This is a genomic window from Rhizobium sp. SYY.PMSO (genome assembly GCF_046840415.1).
Lineage (GTDB): Bacteria > Pseudomonadota > Alphaproteobacteria > Rhizobiales > Rhizobiaceae > Rhizobium.
In genome coordinates this window covers 1,405,048-1,420,007 of record NZ_CP177350.1, presented here as the reverse complement: position 1 = coordinate 1,420,007, position 14,960 = coordinate 1,405,048, and the positions used below count along the sequence as shown (strand labels likewise).

12 protein-coding genes and 1 pseudogene are annotated in these 14,960 nt (G+C 61.7%); 10 read left to right on the top strand and 3 right to left on the bottom strand.

Annotated elements, in window-relative coordinates:
• The first annotated feature begins 27 nt into the window (after window positions 1–27).
• From ACJJVH_RS24850 to ACJJVH_RS24830, 5 genes are read left to right on the top strand one after another with little or no spacing between them, the layout of a single operon-like run.
• Window positions 28–966, top strand: a complete 939-nt coding sequence (locus ACJJVH_RS24850; protein ID WP_112798430.1) for an ABC transporter substrate-binding protein — start codon at window positions 28–30, stop codon at window positions 964–966.
• A complete protein-coding gene (locus tag ACJJVH_RS24845; RefSeq protein ID WP_113384018.1) occupies window positions 963–1,685 on the top strand; it encodes an FCD domain-containing protein in 723 nt (240 codons plus the stop codon). Before ACJJVH_RS24850 ends, ACJJVH_RS24845 begins: the two co-directional genes overlap by 4 nt.
• Window positions 1,682–2,464 carry an ABC transporter ATP-binding protein gene (locus ACJJVH_RS24840; RefSeq protein ID WP_113404331.1) on the top strand — a complete coding sequence of 261 codons (783 nt, stop codon included), beginning with the start codon at window positions 1,682–1,684 and terminating at the stop codon, window positions 2,462–2,464. Before ACJJVH_RS24845 ends, ACJJVH_RS24840 begins: the two co-directional genes overlap by 4 nt.
• Complete coding sequence (locus ACJJVH_RS24835; RefSeq protein ID WP_412065425.1) at window positions 2,461–3,222, top strand: ABC transporter permease; 762 nt, start codon at window positions 2,461–2,463, stop codon at window positions 3,220–3,222. The genes ACJJVH_RS24840 and ACJJVH_RS24835 overlap by 4 nt, the downstream gene beginning before the upstream one ends.
• Entirely contained in the window at window positions 3,219–3,983 is a 765-nt protein-coding gene (locus ACJJVH_RS24830; protein ID WP_412065424.1) for an ABC transporter permease, read from the top strand. Before ACJJVH_RS24835 ends, ACJJVH_RS24830 begins: the two co-directional genes overlap by 4 nt.
• Before the next feature lie 117 nt (window positions 3,984–4,100).
• On the opposite strand, the gene ACJJVH_RS24825 is transcribed toward ACJJVH_RS24830, so the two are convergent.
• From ACJJVH_RS24825 to ACJJVH_RS24815, 3 genes are all read right to left on the bottom strand, one after another.
• Window positions 4,101–4,811 carry a GntR family transcriptional regulator gene (locus ACJJVH_RS24825; RefSeq protein WP_412065423.1) on the bottom strand — a complete coding sequence of 237 codons (711 nt, stop codon included), beginning with the start codon at window positions 4,809–4,811 and terminating at the stop codon, window positions 4,101–4,103.
• A gap of 298 nt (window positions 4,812–5,109) precedes the next feature.
• Complete coding sequence (locus ACJJVH_RS24820) at window positions 5,110–6,306, bottom strand: amidohydrolase family protein (protein ID WP_112798418.1); 1,197 nt, start codon at window positions 6,304–6,306, stop codon at window positions 5,110–5,112.
• A 41-nt stretch (window positions 6,307–6,347) separates the two neighbouring features.
• Window positions 6,348–7,712, bottom strand: a complete 1,365-nt coding sequence (locus tag ACJJVH_RS24815) for an amidohydrolase family protein (protein ID WP_412065422.1) — start codon at window positions 7,710–7,712, stop codon at window positions 6,348–6,350.
• A 158-nt stretch (window positions 7,713–7,870) separates the two neighbouring features.
• On the opposite strand from ACJJVH_RS24815, the gene ACJJVH_RS24810 reads away from it, so the two are divergent.
• The 5 genes and pseudogenes from ACJJVH_RS24810 (at window position 7,871) to ACJJVH_RS24790 (ending at window position 14,569) form a co-directional block, all read left to right on the top strand.
• Window positions 7,871–9,442 carry an ABC transporter substrate-binding protein gene (locus ACJJVH_RS24810; RefSeq protein WP_113370717.1) on the top strand — a complete coding sequence of 524 codons (1,572 nt, stop codon included), beginning with the start codon at window positions 7,871–7,873 and terminating at the stop codon, window positions 9,440–9,442.
• Window positions 9,443–9,658: 216 nt separating this feature from the next.
• Window positions 9,659–10,624 carry an ABC transporter permease gene (locus ACJJVH_RS24805; protein ID WP_113357697.1) on the top strand — a complete coding sequence of 322 codons (966 nt, stop codon included), beginning with the start codon at window positions 9,659–9,661 and terminating at the stop codon, window positions 10,622–10,624.
• Window positions 10,624–11,390, top strand: a pseudogene (locus ACJJVH_RS24800) (ABC transporter permease). Before ACJJVH_RS24805 ends, ACJJVH_RS24800 begins: the two are co-directional and overlap by 1 nt.
• Entirely contained in the window at window positions 11,390–13,114 is a 1,725-nt protein-coding gene (locus ACJJVH_RS24795; protein ID WP_412065421.1) for a dipeptide ABC transporter ATP-binding protein, read from the top strand. Before ACJJVH_RS24800 ends, ACJJVH_RS24795 begins: the two are co-directional and overlap by 1 nt.
• Before the next feature lie 12 nt (window positions 13,115–13,126).
• Entirely contained in the window at window positions 13,127–14,569 is a 1,443-nt protein-coding gene (locus tag ACJJVH_RS24790; protein ID WP_412065420.1) for an amidohydrolase family protein, read from the top strand.
• Window positions 14,570–14,960: the final 391 nt, after the last annotated feature.

Here is a 14,960-nt window from a genome sequence, read left to right as displayed (position 1 = left end):
GAAAAGATGAATCTTGGGAGGAATGAGATGAGGACTTTGATCACGCTCGCCGGTGCGGGCTTGCTGTTGTCGGCTGCGCTCTCGACTGCGGCGATGGCGGCCGATACGGCGATTTCCGTCGGCTGCACGGCGACCACCGACTGCGCCAATGCCGCCATCGCCGTCGAAGACGGTATCTTCAAGAAGAACGGAATAGACGTTCAGTTGACTCTGATCGGCCTGAATTCGAATATTCCGGCCGCGTTGCTGTCGAATTCGGTTCAAATCGGCGGGCCGACCCCATCGGTCTTCCTGCAGGCCGTCGACGGCGGGCTTGATCTGGTCGCGGTCGATGGCGCCTCGTCGACGGCAAAGTCCACCTCGGATTCGGTCGGCGTCGTGGTTCCCGCCGGCAGTTCCATCAAGACGGCCAAGGACTTCATCGGCAAAAAAGTCGGTGCGCCCGGCATTGGCGCTTTCCTGCAGGTGCTCTTCGTCAAATGGCTGATGGATAACGGTGTCGACCCCAAGCAGGTCAACTTCGTGGAGGTTACGTTCCCGACGATGAACGACGTGCTGAAATCCGGCGCCGTCGATGCCGTGGTTTCCGCCGATCCCATCATGTCGCGCATCACGTCCAGCGGCACGGGGACGGTCGTTGCGCATTTCCTCGATTCCCTGCCGGAAAAGCGCCCGCAGATCCTTTATGCCGCTTCGCGGGACTGGGCCGAAGCGCATCCCGATGCGGTGACGGCCTTCCGTAAATCCATCGAAGAGGCATCCACCATCGTCAACAGCCAGCCGGACAAGGCAAAGGCGGCAATTTCCCGCTTCACCAAGATCTCGCTCGATGTCCTGTCGTCGATGAAAGTCTCGATTGCCGATCCCAAGCTGACCAGCGAAGAACTTGAATGGTGGGTCGATGTGATGGACAAGCAGAACATGCTGCAATCCAAACCAGACGTAGACAAGTTGATCTTGAAATGACCGAAACGAAAGCACGCGAGACGAAGACGCAGGATCAGGAGGAGAGCCTGGGGACAGACACGCTCAGCGAGCGTGCCGCGGGGCTGGTCGAGCAGGATATTCTGTCCGGTCTCTGGAAGCCGGAGACTCGGCTCGGTATCCATGCCTTGTCGGCCCATTATGGCATCGGCGCGACTCCGTTGCGCGAGGGGCTTACCCGGCTTGCCGCCAAGGGGCTCATCTCGATCGTCGGCCAGCGCGGCTTTCGGGTCGCCAGCGTCTCGCGTGCCGATCTTGAGGATATTACCAACGTGCGCAAGCTGGTCGAGGCGGAAGCGCTGCGACTATCCATGCGCTTGGGCGACGATGCATGGGAGGCCGGCATATTGGCGGCCTTGCATCGCCTCCGTCGCAACGTGCAGACCAATCCCGAGCAGATGCGGGACGGCAATCCGGAATTCGATATCCTTCACAAGGCTTTTCACAAGGCATTGATTGCGGCTTGCGGGTCCGAGCGCATGCTGGCGCTCCACGACAGCCTTTACCTGCAGGCCTATCGCTATCGCCGGGCAATGATGCGCACGATGCGGGAGCCCGCCTGGTTCATCCATCAGCATCAGGAGCTTGCCGAGCTTGCGATCGCCCGCGACGGGGAAACAGCCGTTTCCCGTCTCTGCCAGCATCTCCATCACACGCTCGACATCGTCTATGATTCCGCCGAGCCAAGGACAATAGAATGACCCCATCTTTGGCAACGCGTCGCCCTGCCATCGCCTTCGAAAACGTTTCGCTTGCCTATGGAAACCGCGCGGTGATCTCGGAGCTGAGCTTTTCGGTCGCAAGCGGCGAGATTGCATGCGTCATCGGCCCGTCCGGCTGCGGCAAGACGACGGCGCTCAGAATGGCCGCCGGACTGGTTCGGCCGGCCAGTGGAAATGTCGCGGTTCTGGGTAAAAGCCTTGCCGGCCCGCGGCGCGATGTCGCCATTGTCTTTCAGGACTATGGCAAGGCGCTTCTTCCCTGGCGAACGGCCCGCGGCAATGTTTCCCTGGCGCTGGAGGCCATCGGTATTCCTGCCCGGGAGCGCGGCGACATGATCGATCCGCTGCTTGCCAAGGTCGGGCTTGCCAGCCATGCCGACAAATATCCTACCGAAATGTCGGGCGGCATGCAGCAGCGTCTGCAGATCGCCCGCTGTCTTGCACAAAAGCCCGACGTGATTTTGATGGACGAACCGTTCGGCGCGCTTGATGCGATGACCAGGCAGGGCCTTCAGGACGAAATGCTGTCGATCGTCGCCGAAACCGGCACCACCGTCTTCTTCGTTACCCACGACATCGAGGAGGCGATCTATCTTGGCGACAAGGTCATCGGACTACTGCCCAATCCGGGTCGGATCGGGCAGGTTTTCGATATCGGACTGCCACGCCCGCGGAATCAGTTGACCACGCGGGAAATGCCGGAATTCCTGGCCTTGCGCCGTGCTTTGTTCGACTTCATCGAGAAGGCTGAGCAATGACGAAGACGGTCAAAGCGCTTGTGGTGCCTTTTTTCCTGCTGCTTCTCGCAGAGCTTGCCGCACATCTTTCGCCCACGACCAGCGATGCGCTGTCTCCCCCGAGCGCCGTCGTTCTGGCGCTTGTCCGCGCTTTTGGAGACGGTTCGCTTCTGGTGGCAACCGGAGACACGCTGATCGCAGCGCTGGGTGGCCTGTTCATCGGGGCTGCGATCGGTCTGCTGCTCGGGATATTCCTCGGCCTCGTGCCCCTGCTTGGCAAGGCCACCTATCTGAGCATCGAAGTGCTGCGGCCCATCCCATCGGTTGCGCTACTGCCGATCGCGATGCTGGTCTTCGGCTTCGGCTACCGGATGGAAATCGCGATCGTCGCCTTTTCGTGCCTCTGGCCAATGCTGATTTTGACGCGCGCGGCGTTCTTCGGCGTGGAGCCGCGTTTGCTGGAGGTTTCCAGAGCCCTGGGGCTGAACGTGCTGGCCCGCGTCTGGAAGATCATTCTTCCGGCATCGCTGCCGCGGATTATCGTCGCCTTCCGGCTTGCCGCCGGCATCGCGCTCGTCGTTGCCGTGACGGTCGAGATTGCCGTCAATCCGCTCGGCCTCGGCTATGGCATCCTCGTTGCGCAACAGGCGCTTCGCCCGGATCTCATGCTGGCCTATCTGCTATGGGTCGGCATCGTCGGCTACGCGTTCAACGGATGCCTTTCCTATCTGCAGCGCCATCTTGGCCGGGCCGCCTTGCCGGGGACGACGCTGCGATGATGGCCCGGCTTTTTTCTCTTGTCTGCGGTCTTTTGCTTGCTGCGGCTCTCGTCGGTCTTTGGCAATGGGTCGCCGATCACCGCCTTGTTTCCCCTGTGTTCCTGCCGGGTCCCGATCGCGCCTGGGCGGCGCTGATCAAGGGATTTTCGACGGGAGACCTTATGGGGAAGCTGCTGGCAACCATCGAGCGGATGTTCTGGGGCTGGCTTGTCGCGTCGCTGGTCGGCATCGTGCTCGGCGCGGCGATCGGCATTTCCGCGAGCTTGCGCTACTTTCTGGGGCCGACGCTGGAATTTCTGCGCCCATTGCCCGCCTCGGCAATCATTCCGGTTGCGATCGCATTGCTCGGCCTCAGCGACGGCATGGTTCTTTCGGTCATCGTGTTTGGCGCCCTTTGGCCCGTGCTGTTGTCGACCATCCATGGTTTTGCCAGTGTCGAGCCGACCCTTTACGAAGTCGGCCGGGCGCTCGGCCTGTCGCGCGGTGCTACTATCGTCAAGATCGCCCTGCCTTCGGCAAGTCCCGACATTCTGGGCGGTATGCGGCTGGGCCTGACCGTCGCCCTCATCGTTGCCATCGTTTGCGAGATGCTCGCCGGCCGCGACGGCCTTGGTAACTGGATCCTTTTGGCGGCGCGCGCATTTCGAGCGCCGGACCTCTACGCGGGTGTCATCCTGCTCGCGGCCCTGGGATGCCTCACCTCCTTCGCCTTGGCGGGCGTGGAGGCGCGATTGCTGCGCTGGCATCGTCGGCGGAGGTAACTGCCGAGCCCCGACTTGCTGCCGCCGGCCCGGCCTTCGCTGCTCATCGGAAGAGGTGCAGCGGTGTCCAGACGACGGATATTGGCGGAGCCCCCGCCAAGCGCGGTCGCCTGCCGTTCACAATCCCTCTTCCCGCGCATAGGTCGCGAGCACATCGGGAAGATCGTTCTCGGAGCTGCCTTTCAGCAAGGCGCGCGTGGTAATGGCATCGATATGATGCCGCATGAGGGCGCATGCCTTTTCCCGTTCATTGCTGTCGAGGGCCGCGATCAGCTCGCGATGCTCCGACACAGCACAATCGGGCGAATGTGGGCGTCCATAAAGGGAGAGGATGAGCGACGAGCGCGAAACCAGTTCGGTGACATAGCGGAGAAGCACGTCGTTTTCCGTCAGTTTCGCCAGGAGAACGTGAAATTCCCCGGCGAGCTGGATGGACGACGACGCATTGCTGGCGCGGGCCATATCTTCCGCCTCGACATGAGCCTCTAGCTGACGGATCTGCTGCTGCGTCAGCTTGCCGATCAGCGTGTCGACGACCAGGGTTTCGAGCGCTTGGCGAACCGCGAAAATATGGTGCGCCTCTTCGAGGCTGGGCTGCGCGACACAGGCGCCTTTGTGCGGGCGCAGCTCGATCAGACCCTCGCCGCTCAGCCGCGCCAATGCCTGCCTGACGATCGTCCGGCTCACGCCCAGCCGTTCGCCGATCGAGTCCTCCGGCAATTTCGCGCCAGCGGCCAAAGCCTGATCGAGAATGGCACGCTTCAACGCGCGATAGACGGCATCGGATTTGGATATCGCCGATTTCTTGTTCCGAAGTGTCGGTACCATTGGTTGTCCAGAATTATGACTTGAGCGCGGGGCGGCATAGAGACAGCTCGGCCCCGGAGATCGGGAACGGTATCATCGCGCCGCCAAGCGCGTAAAGGCGTAGAACAGCGGGACTGCTTCTGCTCGTCCTGATGTGAGTCCGGTGTTTTCATGACGTGGGACGCCGAGCCTGCGCAACGCGAAAGTCCGACGATGCGGCCGGGCGAGGCGGCCTCTGCGGGCCTTTGGTTCTCCTTGCGGCGCAGGAATGGGTCGCGTCATCCTTGAGCGACCGAAGGCGTTGCCGCCGGTCCGGGAGCTATCCGATATGCTGCGGTCCGCCGCAGAGCATGCCGTCGCGCGCGACCACCTGTCCGCGCCGGATGACGGTCCGCTTCTGCGGGGTTAGCGCAACGGCCTCGGCCAAAGTTCGGGCGGGAACAAGCACAAGATCTCCCCGGCAGCCTTCTAAGAGGCCGTAATGCGTCAGACCGATGCCTTCAGCGCCGCCAAAGGTGCAAATGCCGGCCGTTTCCTTGAGATCTGCGTCATTGGTCATGCCGTTGCGCTGCGCGAGATATTTGGCACGTTCCAGCATGTCGCCGTTGCCCCAAGGTTCCCAGGTGCCCTGAATGCCGTCGGAGCCGGATGCCATGACGACACCGGACTGGAGCAGGACGCGCAGCGGCAGCGCCGGCGCGGAGGGGCTGCCGACCGTCATTACCGCAATCCGCTCGGCTGCGAGCGCGTCGATAAGCGAACGCTGCCGCTGGGGATCGAGCATGCCGAGGCAATAGGCATGGCTCACCATGACCTTTCCTTGCAGCGAAAGCGCGCGCGTCCGCTCCAGGATCAGCTCCAGGCAAAATGCGCCCAAATCTCCCGGCTCGTGCAGATGAATGTCGATTGGCTTTTGATAGCGGTCGGCAAGGGAAAAGATCGCATCGAGATGCCGCACGGGGTCGCGGTCGATGCTTGCGGGGTCGATCCCTCCGACAATATCCGCGCCAGCCTTGATCGCTTCCTCCATCAGGGCCAATGTGCCTTCGCGAACCAGCATGCCGCTCTGGGGAAAGGCGACGATCTGCACGTCGACCAGGTCCTTGACCTTGTCGCGCGTTTCGACGACGCCTTCGATGTTGGCGATGCCGATTTCCGTATCGACGTCGACATGGCTTCGAACATGCATCACCCCGAACGCCAGCGTCTGCATGATCTGTCGCATGGACTGGCGCCGCGCATCGATCCCCAGTTCCCGCTTCGCCCGCCGGTCGGCCAGAATCCGTTCGTTGCGTGTGGGGCCGACACGATTCTCGAACCAGTCCATGCCGACCAATGTCTTGTCGAGATGCGTGTGCGCCTCGACAAGTCCGGGAAGGGCGATCTGGCCGCCTCCGTCGATTTCGACCGCGGCCTTCTGCCGGCCGCGTTCGGCAAACCAGCCGTCACGAATGTAGAGATCGGACAATTGCCCGCCGAAGGGTCTAACATTGCGGATCAAAATATCTGCCGTCATGGACGTCTCCCTTGTTCTGCTTGCGATTGCTGCCGGTGTCGTCATCGGGCGAGCTCGGCCCGCTTCACCATCGTTCCGAAGGCTCTTTCGGCACGATCGAGGATTGCGTCCTCGTCGTGGTGGACGAGCTTGCGGGCGCGCATCAGAACGCGGCCGCCCACGATCGTCGTATCCACGTCGGCGCCGTTTGCAAACCGCGCGAGCCTCTGCAATGGATTTGCCGGCGGCCAGAGATGCGGCTGGCGCATATTGACCAGGATGATGTCGGCGCGCTTGCCCGGTTCGAGCGATCCGATTTCGCTTTCCATCGACAATGCGCGTGCGCCCTCGATCGTGGCCATTTCCAGCAATTGCTCCGGCGGCATGACGCGGTCGTCCCTGAAATGCCGCGCATGATACCGATGCGCTTGAAACATGTTCCTGAACATGTCGAACGGCCGGTCGGGCGCGGCCGCGTCCGTCCCCAGCGATACGGTAATCCCCTGCTCGGCAAGCTCCGGCGCCGGGCAGCGGCCGGATACCGACATCAAGGCGCTCGGATTGTGCGCCACTTTTGCACCGGTGCGCTTGAGGGCCGCCATATCGTCGTTCGTGAGATCGATGCAATGCGCGAGAAGCGAACGATCGTCGAAGAGGTCGAACGCGGCATTGGCGGCAATCGAGCCGTCGCGGTGCCCATCCTGGATGAGCAGCAGTTTCCCTTCCCGTGCGAGACTTCTCAACTGGCAGAGTAGATTGTATACAGTCTCACTCTGCAACTCAGCCATGTCGAACACCGGAAGCGACAAGGCGATGCGGATACGGTCGTCACGGTTTGTCCACTCTTCGGCGAGCTCTTTGCATGCGGCAAGCTGCTCGCCGGGCAAGACTTCGCGCTCGATGAACGTGTCCTGGTCGTATGTGCGGTAGACATGCCGTCCCGGCCGGTTCGGACCTACCGCCAGAACCTCGCGCACGCCCATGTCGAGCACCGCGGCAAGATGAGCCCGGGCGGCTGCCGGCGTCTCCGTGCGCATGATATCCGGGCCGCCGCCAAACAGCAGGGCCGCCGTGGTCGTGCCGCACTTGATCCGCTCCAGGGCCGATAATGCCGCCTCGGCAGCCCAGAATTCGGTATCCGTCGCCTGCGCATAGATACGTCCGGTGATGTCCATCCATTGGTCCGAACCGTCCCCCAGTCCTTTCGTCAGCGTGTGGCCCGCATGGGCGTGCGTGTCGATGAGACCCGGCATGACGGCCATGTCAGATGCGTCGATGCGTTCGACGTCCGCGGGCACGTCCAATGCCATGTCCGACACGGTGGAAATGCGCCCGTTCTCGATGAGGACATGGCCCTTTTCCAGAATGCGGCGGTCCGCATCCATGGTGATGACGACACCGTTTTCAATCAATAACGCCTTCGCCATGGCAGCTCCTCCTCGGGCAATTTGCAGGCATATTGTACACAATCTCGCAAATTCGAAACTGAATGCTTGCTATTGTGCACATCATATGTACACTAATTCGCGGGAACAATTGTATTCAATAAAACCGAAAATATGTATACAAAAAACGGGAGACCGATGTGAAAAACTACCTGAAAGCCCTTTTGGCCGGGCTTGTGATCCTCGTTCCGCTGGCAACCCCGTCGCTTGCGAAGACGCTTCGCTGGTCTTCGGCAGGCGACGTCATCTCTTATGATCCAAACGCGCAGGTCGACAGCTTCACGCAGAGCGTGCAGAATATGGTCTATGATGGGCTGGTGCGCCGCAACAAGGATCTCGCGATCGAGCCGGCGCTCGCGACCTCTTGGGAAGTGATCGAACCGACGCGGTGGCGCTTCCATCTCCGCCAGGGCGTGAAGTTCCACGAGGGACAGCCATTCAACGCCGACGATGTCGTCGCCACCATCCAGCGGCAGATCGATCCAGGCGCGCGCAATCGCGAAAACCTCTCGGCCGTCATCGGCGTCGAGAAGGTGGACGAATACACCGTCGATCTGATCCTGCGTGGCCCTTATCCGCTTCTGCTGAACGATCTCACGGCAATCTACATGATGAGCAAGCCGTGGATGGCGGAGCACGATGCGCTCAAGCCCGGCAACGCGTCTACCGGCGTGACGACCTATGCCAGCAATCATGCCAACGGCACCGGCGCATTCAAGCTGGTGAGCTACGAGCCGGATTCCCGCTCGGTCTTCGCCGTCAACGAGAACTGGTGGGACAAGCCGCAGCATAACCTCACCGGCGTCGAGTTTCGCCCGATCGCATCCGATGCCACGCGCGTCGCAGCGCTGCTCTCCGGCGAGCTTGACATGATCGCGCCGGTTCCGCTGCAGGATATCGACCGGATCAGCAACACGCCAGGGCTGAAGGTTGTCGAGAATCCGTCGCTGCGGGAGATCTTTCTCGGCTTGAACTTTCGGCCGGAACTCCATGCCGCCCCCGGCAAGCCCAATCCTCTGCTCAACGTGAAGGTCCGTCAGGCTCTCTGGCATGCGATTGATCTCAATTCGATCCAGAAGCGCCTGATGCGCGGGAAGTCGCGTGTATCCGGCATGCTCGTCGCTCCGGAGGTGACCGGCTACGACAAGTCGATCGATGTGCCCTTGGCCTATGATGTCAAGGAAGCGAAGTCGCTGCTGGCGGACGCCGGATATCCGAACGGCTTCAAGGTCGGTCTGGCATGCCCCAACGACCGCTATATCGCCGACGAGCAGATTTGCCTGGCGATTGCCTCCATGTGGGCCAAGGCGGGCGTACAGACGGACGTCAGCGTCGAAAGCAAGACGACCTATTTCCCGCGCATGGATAAAGGCGATCTCGACATCTACATGCTCGGCTGGGCGTCGCTGCCGCCCATGGATGGCTACAGCGTCCTGCAGGCGCTCCTGGCGACCAATGACGGAAACTTCGGTGGCAGCAATCCCAACGGTCTCTCCGATCCGAAGATCGATGCGCTGGCGCGTTCCGCCTCGGTCGAACTCGACGAGGGCAAGCGTGTCGCCATGCTGAAGGACGCCTTCAAGATCGCTCACGACGAGGCACTCTATCTGCCGCTGCATCAGCAGCCGGTTGCCTGGGCGATGAGCGACAAGGTGGATATGCCGCAGTTTCCCGACGAGTATGTGCGTCCCTGGTTCGCGCAGATGAAATAAGGCAACTCCTGCTACGATCTTGAGAAATGGTGGGGTCTCGAGATTGGCTGCCTGCACCGGGCGACAGCCCCGGTGCAGGCAGATAGGGGCGAAGCGGAATGCCGCTCGTCATGCCGGTTCGGTCCGTTCCGCATTCCGATGAGGGAATGGAATACGCAAAGCAGCACAGGCTCCGCCTTTCATCGGCCGGGCGTGCTCCCTGCAAGGTATTTTCGGATGATCAGAATTCTATCGGTGAGGCTGCTTCAGGCCATCCTGGTAATGGTCGCGGTCACGGCCATCGCCTTCGTCATGTTCCGTTTTGTCGGCGATCCTGTCGCCGCAATGGTCCGGGAGGGCGCAACGCAGTCGGAGAAGGATGCGCTTCGCGCCGCCCTCGGACTGGACAAACCGCTCGTCGTCCAATTCCTGGAATTTGTCGGCCGGGTGCTTCAAGGCAACTTCGGCACGAGCTTTCGCTATCAGCAGCCGGTTGCCGTTCTTCTGCTGAGCAGGCTTCCCGCGACGATGGAACTCGTGTTCGTTGCGACGGTCATGTCGCTTGCCGTCGGCATTCCGCTCGGCGTCGTTTGCGCGCTAAAGCCGAACGGCTTCTTCTCGCGGTTGACCCAATCCGCGACCCTGGTCGGCATCTCCATGCCTACCTTTGTCACCGGATTGCTGCTGATCCTGATCTTCGCCGTCAATCTGCGGTGGCTGCCGTCCTCCGGGCGAGGCGAGGTCGTGGATCTCGGCTTCTGGCAGACCGGCTTCCTGACCATATCGGGCCTGAAGTCGCTGATCCTGCCGTCAATCACGCTGGCTCTGTTCCAGCTGACGCTGATCATGCGCCTGGTTCGTTCGGAAATGATCGATGTGCTGTCCTCCGACTATATTCGTTTTGCTTTTGCGCGAGGGCTTCCCCGGTCGTATATCTATGGGCGTCTCGCACTTCGCAACGCATTGATGCCTGTGGTCACGGTCACGGGTCTGCAGATCGGCCAGCTGATCGCCTTCGCGATCGTCACGGAGACGGTGTTCCAGTGGCCCGGCATGGGCCTGCTCTTCACGAACGCGGTCGGATATCCGGACATACCCGTCCTCTCGGCCTACCTTCTCTTCGTCGGCTTCCTGTTCGTTCTGATCAACATGATCGTCGATATTCTCTACACCTTCATCGATCCCCGCTTGAGGACAAGGTAATGGCCACGCAAGCTCGTATATTGAAGAGGCTTCCCCCGGTTTCGGTGATGATTGCCGGCCTTGTTCTGGCGATCATGCTGGTGCTTGTGATCTTCGCGCCGATGATCGCTTTTCGGATTGCGGATATCCGTCCTCATCGGTGTCGGGGCAGTGGTGTTCGCAGCGGCCGTCGGCGTCGCCCTCGGCCTGATTGCAGGCTTCTTCGGGGGTATCGTCGACAGCATCGTCATGCGTATCGCCGATATTCTCGTCAGCTTCCCGACCATCCTCGTCGCGCTGCTGATCAGCGGCATTGCCCGCGCGCAGCTCGATGCCGATACCATTCTTGTGTGGGCCCCCGTTCATCCTGATCTTCGCGATAGCGGTCAACGAATGGGTGCAGTACGCCCGCACGGTGCGCGCCTCCAGCATGGTCGAGATATCGCGGGACTATGTCCGGGCGGCAAAGGTGATCGGGCTGCCGCCATCGCGCATCATGCTGCGTCACATCCTGCCCAACGTCATAAGTTCGGTCATGGTCATTGCGACCATCAATCTGGCCGGCGCCATCCTGACCGAGGCGACACTGTCGTTCCTCGGCGCGGGCATGCCGCCAACCTATCCGTCGCTCGGCACGCTTATTCGGATCGGCAACCAGTTTCTGTTTTCCGGCCTTTGGTGGATCGCGGTCATGCCGGCCAGCGTGCTCGTCATCCTTGTTCTGGCGGTCAACATAATCGGTGACTACCTGCGCGATCGATTCAATCCCAAGCTGATGGCACACTGATGAAAAAGACAACGCCACCCATCCTGGAAATCAGGAACCTTCGGGTTGAATATCCACTCGCCAACGGGGAGATCCTGGCCGCCGTCGACAACGTCGACCTCACGATTGCGCCCGGCGAGATCCATGCCCTGGTCGGCGAGTCCGGCGCAGGCAAGACGACGGTCGGAAACGCGCTGATGGGTCTTCTGCAGACTCCCGGCCGGATCGCATCGGGCACGATCGAGATCGCCGGCAAGTCGGTCGACGTGCGCACCGGCCGCACCCGGGGCATTGTCCCGGGCCGCGATGTCGGGGCGATCTTTCAGGACCCGATGACGAGCCTCAATCCGCTTTTCACAGTGGAAAACCAGCTGTGCGAAGGCATGCTCACGCACCTGAAAATCAGTCGGCGCGAAGCGCGCGCAAAGGCTCTCGAACTCATGAAGGCTGTCGGTATTCCCGAGCCGGAACGCCGGCTCGGCAGCTATCCGCACCAGCTGTCGGGCGGACAGCGCCAGCGTGTCGTCATCGCGACGGCGCTGGCATGCGAACCGCAACTGATCGTAGCGGACGAGCCGACGACCGCGCTCGACGTCTCCGTGCAGGCGCAGATCCTCAGACTGATCCGCGATCTTGCCGACGCCCGTCAGGTGGGCATTCTTCTGGTCACGCACAACATGGGCGTCGTCGCCGAGATTGCCGACCGCGTCACGATCATGCAGAACGGACGCGTGGTGGAAAGCGGACCCGCGCGCGACGTGCTTACCTCGCCAAAGGCGCCGTATGCCCGTACGCTGATATCGGCCGTTCCGCCGATCGACACGCGGCTGGAGCGTCTGCCGGTTCCGAGCGAGGCGACCGAAACCACGCTCAGCGCCCGCGAGGCCGTTCGCACGAAGAGTGCCGGTCGCGGCGGAGCCGGGCAAAACGATGTCGTTCTCGATGTTCGCGACCTCTGCGTCGATTATGGCAGCCGCTCGTTCATACCGGGCAGCAAGCTCTCGGTGTTTCGAGCGGTGAAGAATGTCTCGTTCGACGTTCGGCGCGGCGAAATCTTCGGCCTCGTCGGCGAATCCGGCTGCGGCAAGACCACTGTCGCGAACACGATTGCCGGTCTTGTCAAACAGACGACGGGAAAGATCGGGTTCCAGGGCAGCGATCTGGCCGCGCGGCGCGACAGGCAGATATCCCAATCCCTGCAGATGGTGTTTCAGGACCCGTATTCCGCACTCAATCCGCGGCTGCGCATCAACTCGGCGATAGCCGAGCCGATCCTGTTCTATAAACTCGCCTCGACGATGGCCGAGGCGAGGGCCGATGCAAGGACATTGCTCGAGGCCGTCGGTTTGCCTGCCGATGCCGGCGCCCGGTTTCCGCATGCCTTTTCCGGAGGCCAGCGGCAGCGTGTGGCGATCGCGCGGGCGCTGGGGCCGCTGCCATCCATGCTCGTCTGCGACGAGCCGACCTCTGCGCTCGACGTCTCGGTTCAGGCGCAGATCCTCAATCTCCTCAAGGATTTGCGCGATCTGGCCGGCCTTTCGATGCTGTTCATCAGCCATGATCTCGCCGTGATACGCCAGATGTGCGACCGCGTCGCCGTCATGAAGGCAGGGGAGATTGTCGAGCTGGCCGATACCGAAACCTTGTTCTCGGCGCCACAGCATGATTATACGCGCGAACTTTTGCGCCTGGCTCCCTCGCTCGATCGTATTCTCTCCAGAGAGAATGCCGGCGCCAACTTGTGAGAATTTGAAGCAATGGCAGACATCCTGATTAGAAACGGCACCGTGATTGCCATCGACGACGAGCGGCGGATCATTCCCGATGGCGCGGTTGCCGTCGAGGGCGACCGGATCGTCGCCGTCGGCCCCACCGAGGAGGTGGCAAGGAACCATCCGTCCCGCGAAACCATCGATGCCAGCGGCATGGTCATCATGCCCGGTTTGGTCGACAGCCATGCCCACGCCGGCCATGGCCTCATCAAGACGATGGGAGGTGGCCGAGGCGATCTCTGGTATCGCGCCTGCCAGGGCGCCTACACTGTCGGTTCGACGCCGGAGTTCTGGTATGCCGAGGCGCAGCTTGCGGCGCTGGAACGCCTCCGCTTCGGCGTAACGACAGGGGTTTCCCTGCTGGGTGGCGGCGATTCCATCATGCGTACGGACGAGGCCGCCTATGGCGACGCCCATATGGAAGGCGTCCTCGGCATCGGTACGCGATCGGTTGTTGCCGTTGGCACGACGCGCCCTCCGCATCCTTTGACCTATGCGCGGTGGGAAGGCTCCGTGCGGTCGGACTATGCCGTCTCTTTCGAACAGCAGCTCGCGACGTGCCGGAGCCTCGTCGATCGCTGGCATCGCAGCCACGAGGATCGTCTCCATGTCGCCCTGCTGACGCCGACGCTGCATCGGGAACAGCTCGATTCACCCGGCGCGGAGGAAGCGATTGCGCAATCGCGCACGGTCAAGCGCCTGGCCGACGAGCGAGGCCTGCTCTTCACCCAGGACGGCCATACGAAAGGCAGCGTCCGCATCGCAAGGGACATCGGCATTCTCGGTCCGCGCACGCTGCTTTCGCATGCCACCGGTCTCGATCAGGATGAAATCGCGATCTGTGCGGAAACGGCGACACGTATCGTTCACAATCCAAGCGCCATTGCCGCCATTCTCGCGCGCTGCCCGGTGCCGGAGCTTCTGGATGCGGGCGTCGTCGTTGCGATCGGCTCCGATGCGACCGCCCCCGACCGGTCCGCGGATATGTTCCGGCATATGCAGCAGTGCATGCACTATCATCGCACCCATTTCCACGATCCGAGCTGGCTGCCGCCGGGCAAGGCTCTGGAAATGTGCACGATCGACGCCGCGCGCGCCATTGGGCTCGATCACGAAATCGGATCGCTGGAACCAGGCAAGAAGGCGGATATCATCCTCGTCGATCTGCGGCGTCCGCATCTCTATCCGGCCAACATGCCGGAATTCAGGATTACCTATTTTGCAAACGGCAACGACGTTCATACCGTCATGGTGGGCGGCCGCGTGCTGCTGCGCGATCGCAATCCCGTCAACATCGATCAGGATGCGGTTCTTGACGCCGCGCAACGCGAGACCGAACTGATGATCGATCGGCTGGGATTGCGGGATCTGCTGCGGACGCCCGAGATGTTCTGGCGTCACAGCCGCGACACCAACCTCATCGAGTAGGCGCTCCCCAGAATCCTCAAGGACATCCTCAAGGACGCCGCGATCGCCATTCCGGCGGCGTCCTGTCGGCGTGCCGGGCTTGTGCCGGATGGTGCCTCAAACGCCTGCGCGCAAACGCCGTCCCTCACACCAATCCCTTGATTCCACCGCACGCGGCGCCGTCTCCAGCATCTTTTAAAGTCTCGTTTCGGGCGCACGGCCGTACTTTAGGCATCCGCGAAATTCGCTTGGACAAATGGCAGCCATTCCAAAAATCGATATTGACGCCGCTCGGCTCAAGTACGACAAACGAAGTTGCATTTCGACCCCGCCCATTGGACGTCGTGCCGAAAACAAACTGATTAGGCTCAAGAAATAAGGCCGAGCAGTTCCTGGCTCGGCCAGTTCAGCG

Excerpts from the sequence above, each read along its gene's own strand:
- ACJJVH_RS24830 (WP_412065424.1), top strand. The coding sequence starts at position 3,219 with ATGATGGCCCGGCTTTTTTCTCTTGTCTGCGGTCTTTTGCTTGCTGCG.
- ACJJVH_RS24845 (WP_113384018.1), top strand. The coding sequence starts at position 963 with ATGACCGAAACGAAAGCACGCGAGACGAAGACGCAGGATCAGGAGGAG.
- ACJJVH_RS24815 (WP_412065422.1), bottom strand. The coding sequence starts at position 7,712 with ATGGCGAAGGCGTTATTGATTGAAAACGGTGTCGTCATCACCATGGAT.
- ACJJVH_RS24835 (WP_412065425.1), top strand. The coding sequence starts at position 2,461 with ATGACGAAGACGGTCAAAGCGCTTGTGGTGCCTTTTTTCCTGCTGCTT.
- ACJJVH_RS24825 (WP_412065423.1), bottom strand. The coding sequence starts at position 4,811 with ATGGTACCGACACTTCGGAACAAGAAATCGGCGATATCCAAATCCGAT.
- ACJJVH_RS24840 (WP_113404331.1), top strand. The coding sequence starts at position 1,682 with ATGACCCCATCTTTGGCAACGCGTCGCCCTGCCATCGCCTTCGAAAAC.
- ACJJVH_RS24805 (WP_113357697.1), top strand. The coding sequence starts at position 9,659 with ATGATCAGAATTCTATCGGTGAGGCTGCTTCAGGCCATCCTGGTAATG.
- ACJJVH_RS24795 (WP_412065421.1), top strand. The coding sequence starts at position 11,390 with ATGAAAAAGACAACGCCACCCATCCTGGAAATCAGGAACCTTCGGGTT.
- ACJJVH_RS24790 (WP_412065420.1), top strand. The coding sequence starts at position 13,127 with ATGGCAGACATCCTGATTAGAAACGGCACCGTGATTGCCATCGACGAC.
- ACJJVH_RS24820 (WP_112798418.1), bottom strand. The coding sequence starts at position 6,306 with ATGACGGCAGATATTTTGATCCGCAATGTTAGACCCTTCGGCGGGCAA.
- ACJJVH_RS24850 (WP_112798430.1), top strand. The coding sequence starts at position 28 with ATGAGGACTTTGATCACGCTCGCCGGTGCGGGCTTGCTGTTGTCGGCT.